This window comes from Pseudomonas sp. BN415 (assembly GCF_029871195.1).
GTDB lineage: Bacteria > Pseudomonadota > Gammaproteobacteria > Pseudomonadales > Pseudomonadaceae > Metapseudomonas > Metapseudomonas resinovorans.
Genome location: NZ_SSOK01000007.1, coordinates 1 through 25,791 on the forward strand (window position 1 = coordinate 1; position 25,791 = coordinate 25,791).

Here is a 25,791-nt window from a genome sequence, read left to right on the forward strand (position 1 = left end):
TTTTTCGAAAATCTCTTTTCTACTCAACCGCTTGCGCCTTCGATCCGATCTCTCTTCTCGTCAGCGGGAGGCGCATTCTACAGCGCTCAATCACGCTGTCAACACCTCCTTTCCAACTTCATTCGCCACCGGCGAACCTTGCGAAGCGGAACCTCCCGACACCTTCGCCAACCGCTTAACTCATTGATCTACAAGGAGTTTTGCTTGGCGACTGCGCCGGAAGAGGTGCGCATTATAGGGATGCAGATTTTGCCGTCAACACTTATTTGAAATTATCTTCAGCGCCTTTCTCGTGTCTATATAAAAGGGGCTAGATAACCTCTGCTTTGCGCAAAGCCTCCACTTGTTCCTCCGGCAGTCCCAGCACACGCTGCAGCACGTCCTGTGTGTGTTCTCCGAGAAGCGGCGGTGGCATGCGGTACTCAACAGGGGTGTCGGAAAGGCGCAGTGGGCTGGCAACTTGCGGAACCACACCCGCCAACGGATGCTCGAGTTCGACCCGGAGACCCCGCGCCAATACCTGGGGATCGGTGAAGACCGCCGCCAGATCGTTGATCGGACCACAGGGCACACCGACGCCCTCCAACGCGCTGACCCATTCAGTCGTGGTCTTGAAGACGGTGGCCTGTCGGATCAGGGGAATCAGCTCGGCACGATGAGCGACTCGTGCCTTGTTGCTTGAAAAACGCGGGTCGTCCGCCCACTCCCGATGGCCGGCGACCTCGCAAAACTTGCGGAACTGGCTGTCGTTACCCACGGTGAGGATGAAATCGCCATCCGCTGTCGGGAAGTCCTGGTAGGGCACGATATTCGGATGAGCATTGCCAAGCCGCCGTGGCGGATTCCCCGTCGTCAGGTAGTTCATCGCCTGGTTCGCCAGGCATGCCACCTGAACATCCAGCAGCGCCATGTCGATGTGTTGACCCTTACCACTGATTTCCCTCGAGGCCAGTGCAGCCAGCATGGCCACCGAGGAATAGAGCCCGGTAAGGATGTCGGTCAGGGCCACACCCACCTTAACCGGGCCCGCACCGTCTTCTTGATCGGAACGCCCGGTGATGCTCATCAACCCACCCAGCCCCTGGATCATGAAGTCGTAGCCGGCGCGCTTGGCATAAGGGCCGGACTGACCGAAGCCGGTGATGGAGCAATAAATAAGACGCGGGTTGATAGCTTTTAGTGATTCATAGTCCAGCCCATAAGCCGCCAGCCCACCCACCTTGAAATTCTCGATGAGGATGTCGGACTTCGCCGCCAACTCGCGAACCAGCTCCTGACCCTCAGGGCGGGTGAAGTCGACGGTTACCGACTGCTTGTTACGGTTGGCCGCGAGGAAGTAGGCCGCCTCGCTGGTATCACGACCGTCGGCGCCCTTGAGGAAAGGCGGCCCCCAGGCGCGGGTGTCGTCGCCCGAGCCCGGACGTTCGACTTTGATGACCTCGGCCCCCAGGTCCGCGAGGATCTGACCGGCCCAGGGGCCGGCCAGTACGCGGGAGAGGTCGAGCACACGGATATGGGAGAGAGCACCGGCCATGGGATCACCTGGATTCGCGAAAGGACCCGGTCCTCTCTCTATATAAAGGAGAGAACCGGTCGAGGATCAGAAGAACGCCTGGATGCCGGTCTGCGCGCGACCGAGGATCAGTGCGTGAACGTCGTGAGTCCCCTCGTAGGTATTCACCACTTCCAGGTTGACCAGGTGACGTGCCACGCCGAACTCGTCGGAGATACCGTTGCCACCCAGCATGTCACGCGCCATGCGAGCAATATCCAGGGCCTTGCCGCAGGAGTTGCGCTTCATGATCGACGTGATTTCCACCGCGGCGCTACCCTCGTCCTTCATCCGGCCCAGGCGCAGGCAACCTTGCAGGGCCAGCGTGATCTCGGTCTGCATGTCGGCCAGTTTCTTCTGGATCAGCTGATTGGCGGCCAGCGGGCGACCGAACTGGTTACGGTCCAGCACGTACTGGCGAGCGGTGTGCCAGCAGGCTTCGGCAGCGCCCAGCGCACCCCAGGAAATACCGTAGCGAGCGGAATTCAGGCACGTGAACGGACCGCGCAGGCCGCGCACGTCCGGGAAGGCGTTCTCTTCTGGTACGAAGACGTTATCCATCACGATCTCGCCGGTGATGGAGGCACGCAGGCCGACCTTGCCATGGATCACCGGCGCGGACAGGCCCTGCCAGCCCTTTTCGAGCACGAAGCCGCGGATCTCGCCGGCATCGTCCTTGGCCCAGACCACGAAGACATCGGCGATCGGGCTGTTGGTGATCCACATCTTGCTGCCGGTCAGGCGGTAGCCGCCGTCAACCTTCTTGGCGCGGGTGATCATCGAGCCCGGGTCGGAACCGTGGTTCGGCTCGGTCAGGCCGAAGCAGCCAATGTATTCGCCGCTGGCCAGTTTCGGCAGGTACTTCTGCTTAGTGGCTTCGTTGCCAAACTCGTAGATCGGCACCATCACCAGGGAGGACTGCACGCTCATCATCGAGCGGTAGCCAGAGTCCACACGCTCCACTTCACGGGCAATCAAGCCATAGCACACGTAGTTGAGGCCGCTGCCACCGTAGGCTTCCGGAATGGTCGCACCGAGCAGGCCGGTCTCGCCCATCTCGCGGAAGATCGCCGGATCGGTCTGCTCATGACGGAAGGCTTCGAGGACACGCGGAGCCAGCTTGTCAGCAGCGAACTGCTGGGCGCTGTCACGCACCATGCGCTCTTCCTCGTTGAGCTGCTGGTCCAGCAGGAGCGGGTCGATCCAGTTGAAGCTTGCTTTGGCGGCCATGGGGAGTGTCCTCGGTAAGCGGGAATCAGGGGCTGGGCCAACGCGGGACCCTGCCTTATTAGTGTTGACGCATCCTAGACAGCCTAGGCCGGATCAGACAAACGAGGATTTCGCATGCTGTTGTGCTAATTTCTCACTCCGAAACGCTACACCACGCCATTTACAGGCACCACTTGTGCCGCAGAGGTACAGCATGCGTCGGAAGATCCCCAGCACCGCCGCCCTGATCGCCTTCGAATCCGCCGCCCGCCATCAGAGCTTCACCAAGGCGGCCGACGAGCTGGCACTGACCCAGAGCGCCATCTGCCGGCAGATTGCCGGGTTAGAGGAGTTCCTCGGCCTGGAGCTATTCCGCCGCTCACGGCGCGGGGTAAAACTGACCGAGGCCGGCCTGGCCTACTCTCGCCGTATCGCCGCCCAGCTCGATGCGGTGGAGCGCGATACCCTAGCCGTGATGGGCCAGCAGGGCGCAATGACAGTAGAGCTGGCCATCGTTCCCACCTTCGGCACCCAGTGGCTGGTACCCCGACTGAAGGATTTCCAGCGTCTGCACCCGGAAGTCACGGTCAACCTGACCAACCGCACCCGCCCCTTCCTCTTTGCCGACACCGACTTCGATGCCGCCCTCTACTTTGGCGATGCCGAATGGTCGGGGACTCGCGCCGACTTCCTGATGCACGAAAACTCGGTGCCGGTGTGCAGCCCGGCGTTACTGGCAGGGCGCGGCAGCCTGGATGCCGAATCCATCGCCCGCCTGCCACTGCTGCAGCAGACCACCCGCCCCTATGCCTGGCGCCAGTGGTTCAGCTCCCTGGGGATGAACGTCGCCCGCGACCTCAGCGGGCCGCGTTACGAACTCTTCTCGATGTTGGCCCAGGCCGCCATGCACGAAATGGGCGTGGCGTTGATTCCGCCCTTCCTGATCCAGCGCGAGCTGGCCGACGGTCGCCTGATGGTGGCCCACCCCCACAGTTTCCGCAGCGACAAGGCCTATTACCTGATCATCCCCGAACGCAAGCTCGAATCCGCCGCCCTGGGGGCCTTCCGCGACTGGCTGGTGGACGCTGCCCGCCAGTATCGAAGTGAAGCCGGGCTGGATTGAGTCCCGCTGTAACCCCAGGTAGCAATCCTCGGCACCCACCTCGAAACGCCAACGACACGCCCCTCTCCAGCGCCCCTTCCCAGCAGCCCTATCACCCACTCGGGTGATAGGTGAAATCGCCCGTTCAGGCAGTTATGGCGCAGGTTTCAGCTGATTAGCATGAGACCTCCCAAGACCCGCTCTGGAGAGCCGCATGACAACAAGAACAATGCGCGGAATCTTCCGGCCGCACACGCTGGCCGCCGCCGTCGCCCTGGGTTGCAGCGCCCAGGCACAAGCCATCACGTTCAACATTGGTGACATCGAAGCTCAGTTCGACTCCTCCCTCTCGGTCGGGGCCAGTTGGGCCGTGCGTTCGCCCGATCCGGAGTTCATCTCCACCGCCAGCGGCGGCGAGGCGCTGTCGCGCACCTCCGACGACGGCCGCTTGAACTTCAAGAAGGGGGAGACCTTCTCGAAGATCTTCAAGGGCATTCACGACCTGGAACTCAAATACGGGGATACCGGGGTATTCCTCCGCGGGAAGTACTGGTACGACTTCGAACTAAAGGATGAGCACCGCCTCTTCTACGACATCGACGACCACGACCGTAAAGAGGGGGCCCAATCCTCCGGCGCGCAGTTGCTCGATGCCTTCATCTACCACAACTACAACCTGGGCGACCTGCCGGGCAGCTTCCGGGTCGGCAAGCAGGTCGTGAGCTGGGGCGAAAGCACCTTCATCGGCAACAGCATCAACTCGATCAACCCCATCGACGCAGCGGCCTTCCGCCGCCCAGGCGCCGAGATCAAGGAAGGCTTGATCCCGGTGAACATGATCTATCTGTCCCAGAGCCTGACCGATAACCTTTCCGCCGAAGCCTTCTATCAGCTGGAATGGGACCAGACGGTGGCCGACAACTGCGGCACCTTCTTCTCCACCGCGGACGTGGTGGCCGACGGTTGCGTCGACCGCCTGGTGGTCGCCGGACCGGACCTGCCGCCCGGCGAGTCCACCAACACCGGTGGCACCCTCTATATCCCCCGCGCCGGCGACCGCGACGCCCGGGACAGCGGCCAGTTCGGCGTAGCGCTGCGCTGGTTCGTGCCGGAAATGAACGACACCGAGTTCGGTGCCTACGCGATGAACTATCACAGCCGCGGCCCGATCTTCAGCACCATTCGCACCACGACCCCGAGCGCTGCGATCATCCCCGGCGCTCCGGGTGCGCGTTACTTCATCGAGTACCCGGAAGACATTCGCCTCTACGGCTTGAGCTTCCAGACCAACGTTGAAGGCACGTCCCTGGCCGGCGAAGTCAGCTTCCGGCCGAACATGCCACTGCAACTCAACAGTACCGACCTGTCCTTCGCAGCCCTCGGCGTACCGGTTTCGCCGGTCTTCGAGAGCGGCCATGGCCGCAATCTCGCAGGCGAAGACCTGCATGGCTACGAGCGCAAGCCGGTCACTCAGGCGCAGGTCACAGCCACCCAGTTCGTTGACCAGGTAATGGGCGCCAGCCGTCTGACCCTGGTGGCCGAAGTGGGCTACAACCACATCGGCGGCCTGAACGACGACATCGGCGAACTGCGCTACGGCCGCGACCCCATCTACGGTCCAGGCCAGCTCTCCTCCCAGGCGCTCTGCCAGGCGCTTACCGCCACCAGCCCAACCCAGCGCGAGTGCAACGACAAAGGCTTCTACACCAGCAGCTCCTGGGGCTACCGCGCCCGCGCCAGCCTGGATTACAGCAACGTCATTGCCGGCATCAACCTGACCCCAAGCGTCGCCTGGTCCCATGACGTCGACGGCTATGGCCCGAACTTCAACGAAGGCTCCAAGGCCATCAGCCTCGGCCTCAACGCCGACTATCAGAACACCTACACCGCCAGCCTCAGCTACACCGACTTCTTCGGCGGGCACTACAACACGATCACTGACCGCGACTTCGTCGCCCTCAGCTTCGGCCTCAACTTCTGATCGCAAGGATTCCCGGAATGACCAAGAGAAGCATCCTGCAAAGTGGTGTCCTGGCCCTTAGCCTGCTGGCCACCAACGTCATGGCCGCTGTCACTCAGGAAGAGGCCGCGCAGCTAGGTGCCAGCCTTACCCCGCTGGGCGCGGAAAAGGTCGGCAACGCCGACGGCGGCATCCCGGCCTGGACCGGCGGCCTGCCGACCAACGCCGCTGTGGTCGACGCCAATGGCTTCCTCGGCAACCCCTATGCCAACGAGCAGCCGCTGTTCACCATCACCGCTGCCAACGCCGAGCAGTACAAGGACAAACTGTCCCCCGGGCAGATGGCAATGTTCAAACGCTACGCCAGCACCTACAAGATCCCGGTCTACCCCAGCCACCGCAGCGCCGCCGCGCCTCAGGTCATCTATGACGCGGCCAGGCAAAGCGCCCTCAGCACCCAGCCGGTGGACGGCGGTAACGGCCTGTCCAACTTCGCCGACAGCCACTACTACGCCTTCCCCGTACCCAAGGATGGCGTGCAGGTGATGTGGAACCACATCACCCGCTACCGCGGCGGTAATGCCCGTCGCCTGGTAATCCAGGCCACGCCGCAGACCAACGGTTCCTTCACCCCGGTGCAGTTCGAGGACGAAGTCGCCTTCCCGGCGGACATGGCCCAGCTGGACAAGGAGAAGTCGGCCAACGTGCTGCTCTACTTCAAGCAGCGGGTCCTGGCACCCTCGCGCCTGGCCGGCAACGTGCTGCTGGTTCACGAGACCATCGACCAGGTGAAAGAGCCACGCCTGGCCTGGCTCTACAACGCCGGCCAGCGCCGTGTGCGCCGCGCACCGCAGGTGGCCTATGACGGCCCCGGCACCGCCGCAGACGGTATGCGTACCGCCGACAACTTCGACATGTTCTCCGGCGCCCCGGACCGCTACGACTGGAAGCTGGTGGGCAAGAAGGAGATGTACATCCCTTACAACAGCTACAAGCTGGAATCGCCCCAGCTCAAATACAAGGAGATCGTCCAGCCGGGTCATTTGAACCAGGACCTGACCCGCTACGAACTGCACCGCGTATGGGAAGTGGTCGCCACCCTCAAGCCCAACGAGCGGCACATCTATGCCAAGCGCCACTACTTCATCGATGAAGACAGCTGGCAGATCGCCTATGCCGACCATTACGACGGCCGTGGCCAGCTCTGGCGCGTCGGTGAAGGCCACGCCAGCTATCACTATCAGCGCCAAGTCAGCACCTACGCGGTCGAGGCCCTCTACGACATCATCGCCGGACGCTATATCGCCCTCGGCCTGAAGAACGAAGAGAAGCACGGCATCGAGTTCGGCTTTGCCGCCACCGGCGCCGACTACACCCCGGCAGCCCTGCGCAACGCGGGCATTCGCTGATCTCCAGGGGCGCCCCGTGACGCGGGGCGTCCCCTTTCCCCTTCCCGCCGCGTTATGGCGCCTCATCAGCGCTATCCATGCTGCTTCAAGCCCGCCCAGGGGCCATCTAGTCTGCGAGGATTCGGTTCATCCATAACAACAACATCGCGAGAACCGCCCATGCACCGCCCCGGCCAGACACCGCACGTCCTTCCGTCTCGCCTGCCACGCCTGCCGCCGGCTCATGTCCCGCGTCCGCAGCTGGTCGACCGCCTCGCCGCACAGGATGCCCAGCTACGCCTGCTCTGCGCCCCGGCCGGCTTTGGCAAGAGCGTTCTACTCAACGAATTCCTCCGCACCCAGACCGAGTCCGCCCTGGTCATCTGGCTCAACCTCGCCGGCCAGCCTTTGCCACCGGAGCACTTGCTCGCGCAGCTCGCGGCCGAGCTGGGTGAAACGGTTCCATCGCTGCCCGCCGCCCAGGCCCTGCAGCACCTGCTGGCCCATCGCGGCGAGCGGATCTGGCTGGTCCTGGATGACTACCCAGGCCACCCCCCGGCCGGTCTCGATGACTGCATCGACCAGCTCCTGGCCCGCGCGCTGCCCGAATTGCGCCTGCTGGTCAGCGTGCGCCAGCGGCCGGCCTGGAACCTGCCCCGGCTGCTACTGGCCGGCGAACTGCTGGAACTGGACGCCAACCAACTGGCCCTCGATCGCCAGCAGCACGAGCGGCTGGTAGACCAACTGGCGCCTAAAACCAGCGCGGCCCTGCGCGAGGAGCTCTGGCAGGAAACCGAAGGCTGGTGCGCCGGCGTGCGTCTGCACCTGTCCGGCAAGGCCCCCACCAGCTCCAGCGGTAATCACTGCTGGCTCAAGGAATACCTGGACCACGAACTGCTCAATCGCCTTAGCCCGGAAGAAGCGAACTGCCTGTTCGCCCTGTCGCACCTGCCGAAGGTGTCCGCCGACCTCTGCCAGCATCTCTGGGAAGACAGCGACGGCGCCGAACTCTTCGAGCGCCTGTTGGCGCGACAGGCCTTTTGCATGCCGCTGGACGAACACGGCACCTGGTACCGGGTGCTGCCCGCCGTGGCCCGCACCCTGCGCCATCGCATCAGCGAAGCCGCCGCCACCCGCCTGCACCTCAGCGCCTGCCGCATGTTCATCGCCGCCGGTCAGGTGGAAGACGCCATCGAGCAGGCGCTCTGTGCCGGCCAACCGGAAGCGGCCGCCAATTACCTGGAGCGCCTCGGCCAGGAATGGCTGACCGGAGAACAGCATCTGGCACACCTGCTGGCTTGGCGCGCACGCCTGCCCGCCGCCCTGCTGGAGAGCACCCCGCGCCTGCTCAGCCTGAATGCCTGGGGCCTGCTGATTTCCTGGCGCCTCGACGAAGCCGAAGCCTGCATCGCCAAGCTCGGCCACTTCCTGCCGCAGCCGACCGCCCTGCGCAACCGCAAGCTGCTGGCCAACTGGCAGGCCCTGCACGGCGTACTCACCGCCTTGCGCAGCCAATCCGCGGCCAACGCTCAGCTGCACTGTCGCGAAGCCCTGGAGCATCTGCCCGAGCACGACTGGATGCCCATCCTGTTGTGCTACTCCAGCCTGGCGCGGGTCGCCATGTCCAGTGGCGCCCCGGAGGCGGCACAACCGCACCTGCACAAGGCGCTGGAGATCGCCCGCCGCCAGGGCAGCCTGCTGTTCGAGGTGCTGATAAACCTCGATCGAATTCGCCTGCTTCTGCTGCGCGGCGAGTTCGGCCGTGCCCAGAATCTGCTGGAGCAAAGCTTTGCCCTGATCGGCCAGCGCAAACAGGTCGACAGTCTGATGCTCGGTCGTCTGCACCTGATCCAGGCCGAGTTGCACCTGATCGCCGATCGCCTGGACGACGCCGAGCGCGCCCTGCACGCCGGCCTGGAGCAGGCCCAGGGCTGCCTGGACCCCTTCGCCCTCCACGGATTCCTCGGGCTGGCGGAACTCCACGCCCGCCGCGGCCAGTTCGACCAGGCCTACCAGGAACTTCGCGAGGCCGAGCGGCAGATGCACTGTCGCCAGGTATGGCGCTACTCCTACAGCGGAGTGCTGCACCTGCAAAGCATGCGGGTGCAGGGGCGCCAAGGCCGCTGGGAGCGTATCGAACCGGCTGCCCTGCGTATCCAGCGCTACTTCGTTGGCGAGCGCGCCTGGATGGCGCCGCTGGACTACCCCACCCTGCCCCTGCGCAACCAATTGTTGCTGGCCCGCGCGCAGTTGGAGTCCGGTCGCGCCGAACAGGCCGAAGGCCTGCTCCAGCCGCTGCTGGAATACTGCCAGAGGCTGCAGCTCGCACCTTTGGGCTGCGAAGTACGCCTTGCCCTCGCCGCTACCTGGCGCGCACTCGGCCGCGCCGAAGCCTGCGAACTGCAGCGCCAGGCGCTGGAACAGGCCGAGCGCCTGGGCATGCACGGGCTGCTGCGCGATTACCCGCGCAGTGACGGCACAGGAACAGCAGAAGGCGACCAGGCCAGCCTGCTCAGCCAGCGCGAACGCGCCGTGCTGCAACTGCTGGCCGAGGGCTTCTCGAACCAGGAGATCGGCGGCTACCTGTTCATTTCGGTGAACACTGTGAAAACCCATACCAAGAAGATCAACAGCAAGCTCGGCGTGAAGCGCCGCACGCAGGCGGTAATGCGCGCCAAAACGCTGGGCCTGCTGGTCTGACAGTGCCCGGCTCCGCGCTGAATGCAGAAACCTAGCCCGGATGAAATCCGGGAATTTCGCCGCGCCAGGTCCCGGATTTCATCCGGGCTACCCATGACGCATCCCTCTTCCGAAACCGCGACAATATGGCGCAGCCCGCGAGGCGACTGGCCTGCGCGCGAACTACGCTTCTCCCTTCAAACAGGTCGGAAAGTAATTCTTGACCCTGTAGTCAAACATTTTCAAAAGCTACAGAACGCCCATTTTCCGCAGCCTTATGGCAACTATTAAAAAGTCTGATTAACAGTGCTCCAGCCATTAACGGCAGGATGTCACGGACTGCAGGCCTGTACTGGCGCCGCTTTGATGGAAAGTCATTCAGCTTCGGGATAGGACGCGGTTGCGGTTCGACCGACCAACAAGGGTCTCTGCCAGCCGTGGCGGGGCCTGGAAGGCCAACCAGAGACGACAGGTCTAAACATGACTTGTAGTTATTAGAGCGTTTTACTCCAGAACTGCTTGAAGCAGTTGCGGTTCCGATTGCAGAATGCCGCGCCTCTAAGGTTTCGGCCGTTGCGATACCAGGCTGTTGAAAGGCGGATCCGCCTCGCCAGAGCACCATCCGTAGTGCACTGGTTCACCAGATCGATCACGCAGGAGATTTGAAGTGCACATCGGTGTTCCTCTCGAAACCCACGCCGGGGAGACGCGGGTTGCCGCAACACCCGAGACCATCAAGAAGCTGGTGAGCCAGGGCCACCAGGTGACGGTGCAAAGCGGTGCCGGCGTCAGCGCCTGCATTCCAGACAGCGCCTTCGAAGCCGTTGGCGCCGCCATCGGCAATGACGCTGCTGCCTTTGGTGCCGACCTCGTGCTGAAAGTGGTTGCCCCGACCGAGGCCGAACTGGCCCACATGCGCGCAGGCGCGGTGCTGGTCGGCATGCTCAACCCCTTCAGCAACGAGATCATCGCGCGCATGAACGCCCGCGGCATCACCGCCTTCGCCCTCGAAGCGGCGCCGCGCACTTCCCGCGCCCAGAGCCTCGACGTGCTGTCTTCCCAGGCCAACATCGCCGGCTACAAGTCGGTACTGCTGGCCGCTCACCACTATCCGCGCTTCATGCCCATGCTGATGACCGCTGCCGGCACCGTGAAGGCCGCGCGCATCCTCATCCTCGGTGCTGGCGTTGCAGGCCTGCAGGCCATCGCCACGGCCAAGCGCCTGGGTGCGGTGATTGAGGCCTCCGACGTGCGCCCGGCGGTGAAGGAGCAGATCGAATCCCTCGGCGCCAAGTTCGTCGACGTGCCCTTCGAGACCGATGAAGAGCGCGAATGCGCCCAGGGTGTTGGCGGTTACGCCCGCCCGATGCCGGCTTCGTGGATGGAGCGCCAGGCCAAGGCCGTGCACGAGCGCGCCAAGCAGTCGGACATCGTCATCACCACTGCGCTGATCCCGGGCCGCAAGGCACCGACCCTGCTGCACGAGGCCACCGTTGCCGAAATGAAGCCGGGCTCCGTGGTCATCGACCTGGCCGCCTCCCAGGGTGGCAACTGCCCGCTGACCGAAGCCGACCAGGTGGTGGTCAAGCACGGCGTGACCATCGTCGGCCACAGCAACCTGGCCGCCATGGTCCCGGCGGACGCTTCCGCCCTCTATGCGCGCAACCTGCTGGACTTCCTCAAGCTGGTCATCGACAAGGACGGCCAGTTCCATCTCAACCTCGAAGACGACATCGTCGCCGCGTGCCTGATGTGCCGCGACGGCCAGGTCGTCCGTAACAACGGCTAAGGGGAAGCGGACATGGATCTGATTTCTGACGGCATCTACAACCTGATCATCTTCGTACTGGCCATCTACGTCGGCTACCACGTGGTGTGGAACGTTACCCCGGCCCTGCACACCCCGCTGATGGCCGTGACCAACGCCATTTCGGCCATCGTGATCGTCGGCGCCATGCTGGCCGCCGCCCTTACCGTGACCCCGCTGGGCAAGACCATGGGCACCCTGGCCGTAGCCCTGGCTGCGGTGAACGTCTTCGGTGGCTTCCTGGTCACCCGCCGCATGCTGGAAATGTTCAAGAAGAAAGCGCCGAAAGCGGCTGCGGAGAAACACTGACCATGAGCATGAACCTGATCACTGTTCTCTACCTCGTCGCCTCGGTGTGCTTCATCCAGGCGCTCAAGGGCCTGTCGCACCCGACCTCGTCGCGTCGCGGCAACCTGTTCGGCATGGTCGGCATGGCCATCGCCGTGCTCACCACCGTCGGCCTCATCTATAAGCTCGGCGCCGAACTGGCCACCCAGGGCATCGGCTACGTCATCGTCGGCCTGCTGGTCGGCGGCACCGCCGGGTCGATCATGGCCAAGCGCGTAGAAATGACCAAGATGCCCGAACTGGTCGCCTTCATGCACAGCATGATCGGTCTGGCCGCCGTGTTCATCGCCATCGCCGCCGTGGTCGAGCCGCAGTCGCTCGGCATCGTGGCCGCCCTGGGCGACGCCATCCCGGCCGGTAACCGCCTGGAACTGTTCCTCGGCGCAGCCATCGGTGCCGTCACCTTCTCCGGTTCGGTAATCGCCTTTGGCAAGCTGTCCGGCAAGTACAAGTTCCGCCTGTTCCAGGGTGCTCCGGTGCAGTTCGCCGGCCAGCACAAGCTGAACCTGGTGGTCGGCCTGGCCATAATCGGGCTCGGCCTGTACTTCACCTTCACCGGCAACATCGCTGCCTTCGCCCTGCTGGTGGCGCTCGCCTTCGTCATCGGCGTGCTGATCATCATCCCGATCGGCGGCGCCGACATGCCGGTGGTGGTGTCCATGCTGAACAGCTACTCGGGTTGGGCGGCGGCCGGTATCGGCTTCTCGCTGAACAACTCGATGCTGATCATCGCCGGCTCCCTGGTGGGTTCCTCGGGTGCGATCCTCTCCTACATCATGTGCAAGGCGATGAACCGCTCCTTCTTCAACGTCATCCTCGGCGGCTTTGGTGCCGAAGCTGACGCCGGAGCCGCGGCTGGCAGCAAGGAACAGCGTCCGGTGAAGTCCGGCTCGTCCGACGACGCCGCCTTCCTGCTGACCAACGCCGACAGCGTGATCATCGTTCCCGGCTACGGCCTGGCGGTGGCCCGTGCCCAGCACGCACTGATGGAACTGTCCGAGAAGCTGTCCCACCGTGGCGTGAACGTGAAGTACGCGATCCACCCGGTTGCCGGCCGTATGCCGGGCCACATGAACGTCCTGCTGGCCGAGGCCGAAGTGCCTTACGAGCAGGTGTTCGAGATGGAAGACATCAACTCCGAGTTCGGCCAGGCCGACGTCGTACTGGTGCTCGGCGCCAACGACGTGGTCAACCCCGCTGCGAAGAACGATCCGAAGTCGCCCATCGCCGGCATGCCGATCCTGGAAGCCTTCAAGGCCAAGACCATCATCGTCAACAAGCGCTCCATGGCCAGCGGCTACGCCGGCCTGGACAACGAACTGTTCTACATGGACAAGACCATGATGGTGTTCGGCGACGCGAAGAAAGTGATCGAGGACATGGTCAAGGCTGTCGACTGAGCCCTGTCCCGCGATACCGAAAACCCCGGCCTGGTGCCGGGGTTTTTTATTATGGGGACACCTGGAGGCGGCTTTCGAATGTGGGGGCGAATTCATTCGCAATGCAGACCGCAGGTTTGCCTGCCGCGGTCTTAGGGGGCCGCTTCGCGACCCGTAGCGAATGAATTCGCCCCCCAAGGCCATGGTCAAACCGAAACAACGCCTCCAACCCGCAATTGCCGACAAAAGGCCCTGAATAGAGCCATTTCTTCGACCTTGGTATAGAAGCCGGGCACAGCCTCAGTCCCTAGACTGCGCGGCTCCCACCCGTTGTCCGAGGTTTTCCCCATGTACTCTGATCGCGTGCGCCTGCCCTCCCTGCTGGGCAAGGTGATGAGTGCGGCCGAGGCCGCTGCCCTGATCGAAGACGGCATGACCGTCGGCATGAGCGGTTTCACCCGCGCCGGCGAAGCCAAGGCCGTGCCCCAGGCTCTGGCCGCACGAGCCAAGGAGCAGCCGCTGCAGATCAGCCTGATGACCGGCGCGAGCCTCGGCAACGACCTCGACAAGCAGCTCACCGAAGCCGGCGTGCTGGCCCGCCGCATGCCCTTCCAGGTGGACAGCGCCCTGCGCAAGGCGATCAATGCCGGTGCGGTGATGTTCATCGACCAGCACCTGTCGGAAACCGTCGAACAGCTGCGCAACCACCAGCTCAAGCTGCCCGACATCGCCGTGATCGAAGCGGTGGCCATCACCGAGCAAGGTCACATCGTGCCAACCACCTCCGTGGGCAATTCCGCCAGTTTCGCGATCTTCGCCAAGCGCGTGATCGTCGAGATCAACCTGGCGCACAACCCCAACCTGGAAGGCCTGCACGACATCTATATCCCGACCTACCGACCGACCCGCACGCCGATCCCGCTGACCCGCGTGGATGATCGCATCGGCAGCAGCGCCATTCCGATCGACCCGGCCAAGATCGCCGCCATCGTCATCACCCAGCAGCCGGACTCCCTGTCCACCGTGCTGCCGCCGGATCACGAGACGCAGGCCATCGCCGACCACCTGATCGACTTCTTCAAGCAAGAAGTGGAAGCCGACCGCATGAGCAACAGCCTAGGCCCGCTGCAGGCCGGCATCGGCAGCATCGCCAACGCCGTGATGTGCGGCCTGATCGATTCGCCGTTCCAGGACCTCACCATGTATTCCGAGGTGCTGCAGGATTCCACCTTCGATCTGATCGACGCGGGCAAGCTGCGCTTTGCCTCGGGCAGCTCTGTCACCCTGTCCGCGCGCCGCAATGCCGACGTGTTCAGCAACCTGGAGCGCTACAAGGACAAGCTGGTGCTGCGTCCGCAGGAAATCTCCAACCACCCTGAAGTGGTGCGCCGCCTGGGCATCATCGGCATCAATACCGCGCTGGAATTCGACATCTACGGCAATGTGAACTCCACCCACGTGGGCGGCACCAGGATGATGAACGGCATCGGCGGCTCCGGCGATTTCGCCCGTAATGCCCACCTGGCCATCTTCGTCACCAAATCCATTGCCAAGGGCGGCGCCATCTCCAGCGTAGTGCCGATGGTCAGCCACGTGGACCACACTGAGCACGACGTCGACATCCTGGTCACGGAACAGGGTCTGGCCGACCTGCGCGGCCTGGCACCTCGCGAGCGCGCCCGCGCGATCATCGACAACTGTGTCCACCCGGATTACCGCCAGCCGCTGCAGGATTACTTCAGTGCAGCCTGTGCCAAGGGTGGTCACACCCCGCACCTACTGCGCGAAGCCATGTCCTGGCATATCAATCTGGACGAAACCGGTCGGATGCTGGCCAGCTGACCCGCTCTGAGCAAAACAGTTATGAGCTTGTAACCTTTGATTCTGACAAAAAGGTCAAAAAACAGTTTCTAAAAATTCAGAACTGTACTGTTCAAAAGCCCTGCTGATTGTTATTTACGCAGGAAGAATTGCTGTATCCCGTTGGATTACGAGTAATTCAACGGGGCACCCATACAGTTTTACGTTATTTCAGCGAAACAGTTGATAAGCATGCTAATAAAGACCAACACAATTTAGAGGAACTGTGACTACAGCCGCGGCTGTTCTGGGTAGATCATAGGCACCAGTTGATAACCAAGCCCCGTCACAAGCGGGAAGGACCTGCCGCCATGGAACGTACCCTCAGTTCCGACCTGATCTTCGAAAGCGCCGAACAATCCCCGAAATCCTCGTGGGCCCTGCGCACCATCTCCACCCTGCTGCTGTGGCAGCGTCGCATCGCCAGCCGTCACCAACTGGCCATGCTGGACCACCGCCTGCTGGCCGACGCCGGCATCAGCGAAGCCCAGCGCGAAGCCGAACTGAACAAGCCCTTCTGGCGCTAAGCAGTTCGCCGGGCCAAACGGCCCGCAGGCAATACCCCAGACAGAACCCGTCGCCGCCCGCGACGGGTTTCGTCGTTTCTGGGCCCCGGAATTCTCCCAGGCCTTCCTGCCCGCAGCTGTTTCAGCGGTGCCGGCACAGCTGCCCCTGTTCTGACCAGCACAGTTTCACACAATCAATATCTGCTACAGCACAATTCAACCTGACTGTGGCTGCACAGCCTTGCTGCCGAACGGGATCATGACTGTCCATAAGCCATCCCCGTCACGCGGCGGGAAGGAAAAGCGCCATGGACCACACCCTCACTCATTCCTCGTCTACCCCGCTCCAGGCCGGCCGCCCGCGCACCCACGGGTACCTGCGCCTGTTTGCCACCCTGGCCCAGTGGCAGCGCAATGCCCGCACCCGGCACCAGCTCGCACAGCTGGATGCACGCGCCCTGGCGGATGTGGGTATCAGCCCGAGCGAGCGCTACCAGGAACTGGAGCGTCCGTTCTGGCGCTGAGCCACCCCGGACCTGTGAGTCGGAGAGCGGCGCCGCGAAAGGCACCACCTTTCCGACGCGCAGCCATACAGGGACAGGCTTTTCGCCAGCACTGGCCCGAAAGCCGCATATTGACTAGGCTTTCCACCCAGCCGGCAGCGCTTCTCGCACTGCCGCACCGGTCAGTAAAAGGAGCCCCCATGACCTCTCTTCGCCTGCTCAGCGCCGCTGCCCTGCTGGCACTTGCTACCAGCGCCTCGGCCACCAGTTTCGTGGTCACCACTGACGCCGTGGTCAACGCCGTTGCGGCCACCTCGAATGCCACCTCCGACGTCACCTCCTCGTTCAAGGACGACAAGATCGTGCTCGCCGCCCGTGACGACGCTGCCAGCTTCGTCGCCAGCGCCGGCGACATCCGTGGCGCCCAGTTGGAAGCCGCGTTCAAGCACATCCGCAGCGCCCAGCCGCAACTGGCTGCCAACGACCTGCAACTGGCCCAGGCCATCCTCGCCCTCTGACGGCACCCATCGGGCCGCGCACAACGCGCGGCCCATCGGTCTGCACCCCCCGTGCTGCCTGGCTCTCGCCTGCCCATTCCGCTAACCTTCGCGCCCTATATCCACGGCTGAGAACTGCCGAAGGATATTCCCGTCCAATTACCTTAGAAATTTCCAACGGAGAGCCTCCATGCGCCGCTCGCTGTCTGTCGCAGCCATCGCCCTTTCCCTCGTTGCCGGTGCCGCCCAGGCCCAGACCCTGGTGGCGACCAGCAACATCATCGTCCGCGCGCTGGACCGCACCATCGACTTCACCTCCGATACCACCACCTCTATCCGTGACATGAAGGTGGTAATCGCCGCCCGTGACGATGCCGCCAGCTTCGTCGCCAGCGCCGGTGAAATCCGTGGTTCCCAGCTGGAGGCCGCCTTCGGCGCCCTGCGCGAGCAGTTCCCGCAGGCCCGCGAGGCCAGCGACCTGGCCTTGGCAGAAAGCATCCTCGCCCTCTGACCCCGCACGAGTATCAGCCTCTGAACATCTGGTTGCGCCTGATCTGCCTGGGCGGCCTGCTGCTGGCGGCCACGGCCCAGGCCGACCTGCGTTTGGTGCTGGACGCCGAAGGCCTCACCCCGGCCCAGCGCCAGGCCAGCCAGCAGCTGCTGGACGAAGCCTACGCCGCCCTGCCACCGGCCTTCATCCAGCGCCTGGATCGGGACGTGGAAGTGGGCTGGAGCGTTGATCTGCCAGAGAACGGTTACGGCCGCGCCACCCGTTTCGACGCCCTGGTGCTCAACCGCAACTTGCTTGCCAGCCTGACCGATGGCAGTGCAGCCAAGCAGAAGACCGACCGCGTCCACGGCACCGTGCGCCGCGAAATGCTCGCCACGGTGCTCCACGAGCTGACCCATCTCTACGACCGCGCCCGACTCTGGTCCGCCGCCGACCGGACGCAACAGTTCCGCTGCCGTAACCAGGCCGGCAGCAGCGGCCTGGTGGGCTTGCCGGGCGATTGCCGAGGCCAGACAGCACGACGCTTCACCTTCAGCGACGACCCGCGCCTGCTCGATCTCGCCGGCTGGCCGCAGTACGTCGGCAAGCGTGGCCTGCGCGAACAGGAAAACCACCAGGTGGCGCGCAGCCCGGACATCTACGAGCTGAAGAACCCCCGCGAATTCGTCGCGGTGAACATGGAGTACTTTCTGCTCGACCCGGCCTATGCCTGCCGCCGACCGGCGCTCTATCGCTACTACCGCGCGCACTTCGGCTGGGCCCCGGCGCAGCGGGCCGACTGTAACGACGGCTACGCCTACCTCAACGCCGGCCGCGACTTCGCCAAGCAGCCACTGGGCAAACTCGACCCCGAGCGCGTCTACGAGGTCGACTACCTGTTCGCCGAGGCCAACCAGAACTGGGTCAGCCGCTGGGGCCACAGCATGCTGCGCCTGGTGATCTGCGCCCCGGGTCGCCCGCGTGGGCCAGACTGCCGCCTCGACCTCGACCAGCATCTGGTGCTCTCCTACCGCGCGTTCGTCGGCGATGTGCAGCTTTCCAGTTGGGACGGCCTCACCGGCGCCTATCCCTCCCGCCTGTTCGTGCTGCCACTGCACCAGGTGATCGAGGAATACACCAAGGTGGAACTGCGCAGCCTCGCCTCCGTACCGCTCAAGCTAAGCCGCGGGGAGGTCGACGCCCTGGTGGAGCACGCAGCCGAGATGCACTGGAGCTACGACGGCGACTACTGGTTCCTCTCCAACAACTGCGCGGTGGAGACCCTCAAGCTGCTCCGCAGCGGCACCGACCACCCGGCGCTGCGCGACCTCGACAGCATCATGCCCAACGGCCTGCTGAAGCTGCTGGAGGGTCGCGACGTGGCCGACCGCACGCCGCTGGAAGATCCCAGGGAGGCGCTGCGCCTGGGGTATCGCTTCGACTCCTTCCGCGACCGCTACCAGGCCATGTTCAAGGTCATCCGCGAGCGGCTGAAGGTGCCTCAGGAAGAGGTGGAAGACTGGCTGGAACTGGCTGCCGAGCAGCGCCGCCCCTGGTTCGACAAGGCCGACCTGCGCGCCAGTGCCGCCCTGCTCCTGCTGGAGCAGGCTGCCCAGCGTCGCCAGTTGCTGCTGGCCCAGGATGAACTCAAGCGCAACTACCTCAGCTCCCGCGAGCAGGCCGGGCAGACTCGTTTCGCCAAGGCCGGCGGCACCCTGGAACAGATGCTCGCCAACAGCGGCTTCCTCAGCCGACCGGCGGAGATGCTGCAAGGGGGCTACGGGCTGCCCCAGAGCACCGAATGGCAGCGCCTGGAGGCGGAAAGCAGCAGCCGCCAGCAGACCATGCGCAAGCTCAACGACGACCTCGACCGCGAAGTGCGCAGCCTGCTGGAGCCCCAGCGCATGGCTGAGCTGAACGCCACCGAAGCCAACCTCAAGGCCATCGGTGCGCACCTGCGCCAGTTGCACAAGGACGCCGGAGGGCTCGTGCTCCCTTGATCACTTGCTGATGGGTATCGCAGGCTCCACCCATCCTACGTACCCTGCATCCTGCCTTGATCCTAGGATGAGTGGAGCGGAGCGATACCCGTCGTTGGTCCCTCACAACACCTCTTCATCCTCCTCCGGCAATTGCGGATCCAGATGCAGCCAGGGCAATCGGCTCGTCACCCAGATATGCCGGTCAGGGGAAACAGTCTCGGGATGGTCCAGGGTGGCGATGGTGAGGTCCAAGGTGCCAGGACTGAGGTGGGTGAACAGCGCCAGCTGGCTGCTGCAACGCGGACAGAAGTAACGGATGCAGGTCGCGGATGAGGCGTATTCGGCAGGCGTGCCGGCCGTCCAGCGGAAGCTCGCGAACGGTACCGTCGCCCAGGTGGTTACGATCCCCCCGGTGGTGCGCCGGCAGATCGAGCAGTGGCAATGGGCGACATCGCGCAGCGGTGCATCAACGATGTAGCGCAGCTGCCCGCAGTGACAGCCGCCGGTATGGAGTTCGGCCATGATGATCTCCAGCTTGAGCACTGCCTTTCACCCTAGCAGGCAGTTGCATGCCGCCGACCCGGAATTGAAGATAGTGCGTCCCCAGCTGACCCGGATGTCGCCGTGCTGATCCTCCTCCAAGCCCTCTGGCCCCTCTTTGCGTTGATCGTCGGCGGTTATCTGTTGCGCCGCTGGGACTTCCCTGGTGAAGCCTTCTGGCCCGCCGCCGAACGGCTGAACTACTTCATTCTCTTCCCCGCCCTGCTGTTCAGCAGCCTGGCCACCGCCCCACTCGACAACCCGGCGTTGCCGCAGCTGGCCCTGGCGGTGTTCCTCGGCCTCGGCCTCGGCTGGCTCGCGCTGCTACTGGCTCGGCGCCTGCTGGGTTGGCCGGCGGCGCGCTTCGGCGCCATCACCCAAGGCATCCTGCGTTTCAACACCTACCTGGGCCTGGCGGCCATTGGCAGCCTCTACGGCAAGGACGGCCTGGCCATGGCCGCGCTGATGCTGGCGCTTATGGTGCCGACGGTGAACCTGATGTCGGTCTGGGCGCTGACCGCCGAGCGTGGCGTGAGCCTGCGTGGCCTGCTATTGCCGATGGCGAAGAACCCGCTGATCCTCGCTTGCCTGGCCGGCGCCCTGGTCAATCTCGCCGGGTTCGGCCTGCCTGGCGGCACCGACCGCCTGCTCAACCTGCTGGCGGTGGCCAGCCTGCCGCTCGGCCTGCTCTGCGTCGGCGCGGCATTGCGACCGCAGGAGCTGGCCGGCGAAGTACCGGCACTGGCCTGGAACTGCGCACTGCGGCTACTGGCCATGCCTGCCCTCGCCTTTGCGGTGGCTCGCGTGCTCGATCTGCCCACCATGGAAAGCAGCATCCTGGTGCTGTTCTTCGCCCTGCCCACGGCGCCTACCGCTTATGTGCTGACCCGTCAGCTCGGCGGCGACAGTCACTTCATGGCCGGGATCATCACGCTGCAAACGCTGCTCGCCGCAGGTTCGCTGCTGCTGGTCATGCGCAGCGTATCTGGCTGAAGCGACACGACGGCCATCCGCCATTCGTCGCTAAAACTCCGCACAATCGGCTCCGATCACCGCCGAAAGCTGGCTGAAAGGTTGCGCGCTTAGCATCCGCCCCATTGCCGGCACGAGATCGGCAACCCGACAACAACAAGATTGGTGATCGCCATGTTCCGTTCCTGCTGCCGTCCCGGCACCCCTCCGCCCGCTCTCCGCACGCCTTCGGCCACGCGCTGACCCGCCCCCGTCCCGCCCGAATCACGTCCGGAGAACTGCCATGCTGACTCTGCTCGGCTTCGCCATGGTCATCTGCTTCATGTACCTGATCATGACCAAGCGCCTGTCCGCCCTGATCGCCCTGATCATCGTCCCAATCGCCTTCGCCCTGCTCGGCGGCTTCGCCGCAGGTATCGGCCCGATGATGCTGGAAGGCATCAGCAAGCTCGCGCCCACCGGCGTGATGCTGATGTTCGCCATCCTCTACTTCGCGCTGATGATCGACTCCGGCCTGTTCGACCCGGCCGTACGCAAGATCCTCAAGCTGGTGAAAGGTGACCCGCTGAAGGTGTCCATGGGCACCGCCGCCCTGGCCCTGATCGTCTCCCTGGACGGTGACGGCGCCACCACCTACATGATCTGCGTCGCCGCCCTGCTGCCGCTGTACAGCCGCCTGGGCATGAGCCCACTGATCATGGCTGGCCTGATCATCCTCGCCGGCGGCATCATGAACATGACCCCCTGGGGCGGCCCCACCGCCCGCGCGGCCAGCGCCCTGCACGTCGACCCCTCGGACATCTTCGTGCCGATGATCCCGGCCATGGTCGCCGGCGCCATCGCCCTGTTCGGCCTCGCCTGGGCCTATGGCAAGCGCGAACGTGCGCGTCTCGGCGTACTGCACCTGCCGGACGACCAGCTCAACCATGACGAGATCAGCGTTTCGCAGTACCCGGAAGCCCGCCGGCCCAAGCTGCTGTGGGTGAACGGCGCGCTGACCGCCACCTTGATGGTGACCCTGATCGCCGGCCTGCTACCGCTGCCCGTGCTGTTCATGATCGCCTTCAGCATCGCCATGATCATCAACTACCCCTGCCTGCAGCAGCAGAAGGAACGGGTCGCGGCCCATGCCGGCAACGTGCTGGCGGTGGTCGGCCTGATCTTCGCGGCGGGTATATTCACCGGCATCCTGTCCGGCACCGGCATGGTAGAAGCCATGTCCAAGAGCCTGCTGGCGGTCATCCCACCGTCCATGGGTCCGTACATGGCGGTGATCACCGCGGTGGTGAGCATGCCGTTCACCTTTTTCATGTCCAACGACGCTTTTTATTACGGCGTATTACCGGTTCTGGCCGAGGCGGCGAGCCATTACGGCATCAGTCCGGTAGAGATGGCGCGAGCGTCTATCGTAGGCCAGCCGGTGCATCTGCTGAGTCCGCTGGTACCCTCCACTTACCTGCTGGTGGGCCTGGCCAAGGTCGAGTTCGGCGACCATCAGCGCTTCACATTGAAGTGGGCGGTGATGATTTGTCTGTGTATCCTCCTCGCCGCCTTGCTGCTGGGTGTGTTCCCGCTTTTTGGATCGCACTGACCAGCCGCTGAATGACACCCCCGAGGAAGCCGGAAACTGCCTAAGCTCTTTCCGGCTTCTTCGTGCTCCATCCCTAGCCACACGACACTCATGAGGATCAACGCATCATGGAATGGCTGACCAGCCCGGAAATCTGGGTCGCCTTCTTCACCCTGACCGCCCTGGAGATCGTCCTGGGTATCGACAACATCATCATGATCGCCATCCTTGTGGCCCGCATGCCGCCGCACATGCAGGCACGCACCCGCCTCTTCGGCCTGGCGCTGGCGATGATCACCCGCATCCTGCTGCTGCTCTCCATCACCTGGATCATGCGGCTCACCACTGACCTGTTCCACCTGTTCGGCCAGGGCATCTCCGGCCGTGACCTGATCCTGTTCTTCGGCGGCCTGTTCCTGCTGTGGAAAAGCACCACCGAGATGTACCACAGCCTGGAAGGCGAAGATGAGACCAACGCGGCGCCCTCAGGCGCGGCGCGCAACTTCATCGGCACCATCATCCAGATCGCCATCATCGACATCGTGTTCTCCCTGGACTCGGTCATCACCGCCGTCGGCATGGTGTCCCACGTGCCGGTCATGGTCGCCGCGATCATCGTTGCCGTCCTGGTGATGATGCTGGCCGCCGGTACCATCAGCGACTTCATCGACAAGCACCCGAGCCTGAAGATGCTGGCCCTGGCCTTCCTGGTGGTGGTCGGTACCGTGCTGATCGCCGAATCCTTCGAAGTTCACGTGCCGAAAGGCTACGTCTACTTCGCCATGGCCTTCTCCCTGGCCGTGGAAGCGCTGAACATCCGCATGCGCATCGCACGCGGGCGCAAGGAAGACCCGGTGAAACTGCGCAAGGACATTCCTGGGCAGTAAGCCGAAGCAATGAAAAACGGGGCCGATTGGCCCCGTTTTTCATTGCGCACGGCTTACTTGTAGGAGCCAATCATTCGCCAGGGGCTGCGCGGCTGCCCCGGCGGTCCAAGGGCAGAGCTTCGGCCCGTCTAGCGAATGAATTCAATACCCCTTCAACTCATCCACCTTGAAGCCACGGAAGCCGCCAGTGCCCAGCACCACCCGGAGCAGGTGGTCCATGGTCTGCAAGTCGTTGTCGAATCCACCATGGCTGGTGCTGTGGCTGGCCGGGCTACTGGTGGAAGCGACCACCAGGGTGCTGCCGGGCGGCTGCTGGACTGGCAGGAACTTCTGCATACCCAGTAGCGGCACCCGCTGGTGCCGGTCGTCCAGCGCATTAGAGACGAGGTAGAGCAGCGACTTGCGGTAGACCTTGGCGACGTTGTCTTCCTGTTCGGCCTGGTCCGACAGCACGAACAGCGTCTGCTGGCGGATGCCGTGCCCCAGCGCCTTGAGGAAGGTCGTCTGGTAAAGCTCAAGGGTGCAGGCCGGGGCGAACAGCACCAGGTTGTCGATGGCCGGACCGTTGAGCGCCTGCCAGGCCTGCCACAGACGTGCATGCCAAATGGAACCCGCGCTGTGGCCAACCAGATGGACCTTGGGCGCCTGGGTTCCCTGGGCGGCCAGCCAGCCCACCAGGCGCTGCAGCGCCTGCGTTCCCGCCGCACCTTTCTGGAAGGCGCGATCGGCATCCCGTTTCATTTCCTGCCAGAGCGCGAAGCCGGCGGGCTGGACCAGGCTTTCCACCTGGTTGTCCCACCAGGAGCTCACCGAGCCCACGCGCTCGCCCACCAGGGGCAACTTGCCGAGCAGGATGTCGCCCAGTTCGGCCAGCAGGCCGGTCTCCCAGATGAAATGCAGTTCGTGCACGCCGTTGTCGCGGAATGCCGGCCGCCACTTGAACGCGCGCATGGCCGAGCCGTTTACGCTGTTGAGCCCGCCGTGGGCGTAGAGCAGCAGGTGCTGCGGCTTGCTGTGTTGCAACTCTTCGATGATGGCCTCCACCTGGACCAGGTCGGAGGCGTACTGGCCCAGGCCGTCGAAACGGCCGTCGTCGATGTGCAGGTAATGCAGGTAGATCGCTTCCTGGGGCGGTCCCTGCAGCGCCAGGCGTGCAGTGCCGCCGTCAGACACATAGCGGGTGGCGGTGTCGGTGACGCCATGGTTGACCGCAACCCCCAGCTGCGCGACCCAGACGTCCCAGACATTGGCCTCGAAATCGGCGTAGCTCCACAGCGCCACCCCCGCGTATGAGGCCTTGCCCTGGCGGTAACCACCCCAGTCAGGCCCCCAGGAGTTCTGCACCAGGAAACCGTCACGGTTGTAGCCGATCAGGGCAAAGGCGTGCCCACCACCGATGTCCGGTGAATCCGGCTTCCAGTCGATAACGCCACGCCGGGGCGCGCGCCAACCCTCATGGGTACGCGCCGAGGCGAACAGCACGCCGACGTCGCGCAGGGCTGCCTGGACGTCGTTGATCCGCGAGAAGACCCGGAAATAGGCACCCAAAGGGATATCCAGCGCCTCCTGCTGGATTGCGGGGGTCAAACCGCTGCCCCCCAGCCAACTGCCCTCCAGGCAGACACCATGTTTGTGCCAGCCCTTCATGGCGCCTCGGGCGCTGCTGAAGTCGTAGTTCTCCCCCGGCCACTGGTCATAACGCCGGGCCATGGCGAAGAGCATCTCCGGGCTGGCGCGGCCGGGCAGCGCGCGTCGGCCACGCAAGTAGTTGATCGCTGCGGCCAGGCCGAAACCGGTACAGGCGCCTTCCTCGCCCTGGTCGAGGATGTGCAGCAACGGCCAGTCCGGATAGAGCTCGTCGGGCAGCGGCGCAAGGGACGCGGAGTAGGTGAGGTCGCGAAAATCCATGGAGTCGCGGCGGACATCCAGTCGCTTGCCTGCAGCCTTTCTGCGGAGTTTCGTCGATTCGGTGCGCTTGGCCATGCTGACCTCCCTGTCCACGGGCTGTATAGGCAAGGATTGACCGCATTCGCTGGCCAGGCGGGATTGCGGACGAATGGTGGCCCCGCTACCCGGGGCAAAACGCACTTCGGCGAGCCGATCTCTCCTGGGTCGAACGGCCAGGAAGGCCGTCTGAATCAACTAACCCATTGATCTGAAAGGGCGCACTGCACCATCAACAACGTTGATGTTCTCTATCTGGAGTGATCACTTCTTAATCAACGCCCCATCCGTAAGATTGGCTCCGTACCCAGTTTCCAGCCCCCTCGAGGAGCCCACGATCATGAAAACCCAAGCCTTCGCCGCCCTGTTCATCGCCGCCCTGAGCACCTCCGTCTTCGCCCTGCCGTCTGACTCCCAGCCGGTGCTGGGTGAGTCGCGGGAAGCCACCACTATCCAGGTCATCGAGCCGGTGGCTGCCGAAGGTGGCTTCATGGTGCTGGACCGCGTTGCTGAAGGTGGCGCCGACCGCACCAGTGCCAACCGCATTGCCGAAGGTGGCGCCGACCGCACCGGTGCCAGCCGTATTGCTGAAAGTGGCTCGGATCGCACCAATAGC

At 64.0% G+C, this 25,791-nt stretch carries 20 protein-coding genes and 2 pseudogenes; 18 read left to right on the forward strand and 4 right to left on the reverse strand.

Features of this window, described 5'->3' with window-relative positions:
• Positions 1–187: pseudogene (locus E8F20_RS01450) on the forward strand (hypothetical protein); the annotation flags it as partial.
• Positions 188–310: 123 nt separating this feature from the next.
• Here E8F20_RS01450 and E8F20_RS01455 read toward each other — a convergent pair.
• Both E8F20_RS01455 and E8F20_RS01460 read right to left on the reverse strand, forming a co-directional pair.
• Complete coding sequence (locus tag E8F20_RS01455) at positions 311–1,534, reverse strand: CaiB/BaiF CoA-transferase family protein (RefSeq protein WP_280282114.1); 1,224 nt, start codon at positions 1,532–1,534, stop codon at positions 311–313.
• Positions 1,535–1,600: 66 nt separating this feature from the next.
• On the reverse strand, positions 1,601–2,782 hold the full coding sequence (locus E8F20_RS01460) for an acyl-CoA dehydrogenase (RefSeq protein WP_280282115.1): 1,182 nt from the start codon (positions 2,780–2,782) through the stop codon (positions 1,601–1,603).
• Between the two features lie 193 nt (positions 2,783–2,975).
• Here E8F20_RS01460 and E8F20_RS01465 point away from each other — a divergent pair, with 193 nt between their 5' ends.
• The 13 genes from E8F20_RS01465 to E8F20_RS01525 all read left to right on the forward strand — a co-directional run bounded on the left by E8F20_RS01465 (position 2,976) and on the right by E8F20_RS01525 (position 19,280).
• Entirely contained in the window at positions 2,976–3,884 is a 909-nt protein-coding gene (locus tag E8F20_RS01465) for a LysR family transcriptional regulator (RefSeq protein WP_280282116.1), read from the forward strand.
• A 193-nt stretch (positions 3,885–4,077) separates the two neighbouring features.
• Entirely contained in the window at positions 4,078–5,844 is a 1,767-nt protein-coding gene (locus E8F20_RS01470; protein WP_280282117.1) for a DUF1302 domain-containing protein, read from the forward strand.
• 17 nt (positions 5,845–5,861) lie between these two features.
• Positions 5,862–7,232: a DUF1329 domain-containing protein gene (locus E8F20_RS01475; protein WP_280282118.1), complete on the forward strand. Its 1,371-nt coding sequence runs from the start codon at positions 5,862–5,864 to the stop codon at positions 7,230–7,232.
• A 159-nt stretch (positions 7,233–7,391) separates the two neighbouring features.
• The gene (locus tag E8F20_RS01480) at positions 7,392–9,911 is read left to right on the forward strand and encodes a LuxR C-terminal-related transcriptional regulator (RefSeq protein ID WP_280282119.1); all 2,520 of its coding nucleotides are present in this window, start codon (positions 7,392–7,394) and stop codon (positions 9,909–9,911) included.
• A gap of 646 nt (positions 9,912–10,557) precedes the next feature.
• The gene (locus E8F20_RS01485) at positions 10,558–11,679 is read left to right on the forward strand and encodes a Re/Si-specific NAD(P)(+) transhydrogenase subunit alpha (RefSeq protein ID WP_280282120.1); all 1,122 of its coding nucleotides are present in this window, start codon (positions 10,558–10,560) and stop codon (positions 11,677–11,679) included.
• A 12-nt stretch (positions 11,680–11,691) separates the two neighbouring features.
• On the forward strand, positions 11,692–12,006 hold the full coding sequence (locus E8F20_RS01490) for an NAD(P) transhydrogenase subunit alpha (protein ID WP_003458205.1): 315 nt from the start codon (positions 11,692–11,694) through the stop codon (positions 12,004–12,006).
• Positions 12,007–12,008: 2 nt separating this feature from the next.
• Positions 12,009–13,445, forward strand: coding sequence for an NAD(P)(+) transhydrogenase (Re/Si-specific) subunit beta (locus E8F20_RS01495; RefSeq protein ID WP_280282121.1), 1,437 nt, complete (start codon positions 12,009–12,011; stop codon positions 13,443–13,445).
• Positions 13,446–13,772: 327 nt separating this feature from the next.
• Positions 13,773–15,266 carry an acetyl-CoA hydrolase/transferase family protein gene (locus tag E8F20_RS01500; protein ID WP_280282122.1) on the forward strand — a complete coding sequence of 498 codons (1,494 nt, stop codon included), beginning with the start codon at positions 13,773–13,775 and terminating at the stop codon, positions 15,264–15,266.
• 329 nt (positions 15,267–15,595) lie between these two features.
• Positions 15,596–15,811: a DUF1127 domain-containing protein gene (locus tag E8F20_RS01505; protein WP_028627123.1), complete on the forward strand. Its 216-nt coding sequence runs from the start codon at positions 15,596–15,598 to the stop codon at positions 15,809–15,811.
• Between the two features lie 287 nt (positions 15,812–16,098).
• Positions 16,099–16,314 (forward strand): DUF1127 domain-containing protein, encoded by a 216-nt coding sequence (locus tag E8F20_RS01510; protein ID WP_280282123.1) that lies wholly within the window; start codon positions 16,099–16,101, stop codon positions 16,312–16,314.
• A 179-nt stretch (positions 16,315–16,493) separates the two neighbouring features.
• Positions 16,494–16,811: a DUF2388 domain-containing protein gene (locus tag E8F20_RS01515; protein ID WP_280282124.1), complete on the forward strand. Its 318-nt coding sequence runs from the start codon at positions 16,494–16,496 to the stop codon at positions 16,809–16,811.
• A gap of 169 nt (positions 16,812–16,980) precedes the next feature.
• Positions 16,981–17,301 carry a DUF2388 domain-containing protein gene (locus E8F20_RS01520; RefSeq protein WP_280282125.1) on the forward strand — a complete coding sequence of 107 codons (321 nt, stop codon included), beginning with the start codon at positions 16,981–16,983 and terminating at the stop codon, positions 17,299–17,301.
• 38 nt (positions 17,302–17,339) lie between these two features.
• Positions 17,340–19,280: a DUF4105 domain-containing protein gene (locus tag E8F20_RS01525; protein ID WP_280282129.1), complete on the forward strand. Its 1,941-nt coding sequence runs from the start codon at positions 17,340–17,342 to the stop codon at positions 19,278–19,280.
• Positions 19,281–19,382: 102 nt separating this feature from the next.
• Here E8F20_RS01525 and E8F20_RS01530 read toward each other — a convergent pair whose 3' ends face one another.
• Positions 19,383–19,784 (reverse strand): GFA family protein, encoded by a 402-nt coding sequence (locus E8F20_RS01530; RefSeq protein WP_280282130.1) that lies wholly within the window; start codon positions 19,782–19,784, stop codon positions 19,383–19,385.
• Positions 19,785–19,886: 102 nt separating this feature from the next.
• Between E8F20_RS01530 and E8F20_RS01535 the strand changes: the two genes are divergently transcribed.
• From E8F20_RS01535 to E8F20_RS01545, 3 genes are all read left to right on the forward strand, one after another.
• Positions 19,887–20,795: an AEC family transporter gene (locus tag E8F20_RS01535; RefSeq protein ID WP_280282126.1), complete on the forward strand. Its 909-nt coding sequence runs from the start codon at positions 19,887–19,889 to the stop codon at positions 20,793–20,795.
• A 262-nt stretch (positions 20,796–21,057) separates the two neighbouring features.
• The gene (locus tag E8F20_RS01540; protein ID WP_280282127.1) at positions 21,058–22,365 is read left to right on the forward strand and encodes a CitMHS family transporter; all 1,308 of its coding nucleotides are present in this window, start codon (positions 21,058–21,060) and stop codon (positions 22,363–22,365) included.
• Positions 22,366–22,472: 107 nt separating this feature from the next.
• Entirely contained in the window at positions 22,473–23,231 is a 759-nt protein-coding gene (locus E8F20_RS01545) for a TerC family protein (protein WP_028627115.1), read from the forward strand.
• A gap of 141 nt (positions 23,232–23,372) precedes the next feature.
• Here the strand turns inward: E8F20_RS01545 and E8F20_RS01550 are convergent, their stop codons facing one another.
• On the reverse strand, positions 23,373–25,214 hold the full coding sequence (locus tag E8F20_RS01550) for a C1 family peptidase (protein ID WP_280282128.1): 1,842 nt from the start codon (positions 25,212–25,214) through the stop codon (positions 23,373–23,375).
• A 301-nt stretch (positions 25,215–25,515) separates the two neighbouring features.
• On the opposite strand from E8F20_RS01550, the pseudogene E8F20_RS01555 reads away from it, so the two are divergent.
• A pseudogene (locus E8F20_RS01555) lies at positions 25,516–25,791 on the forward strand (phage infection protein); the annotation flags it as partial.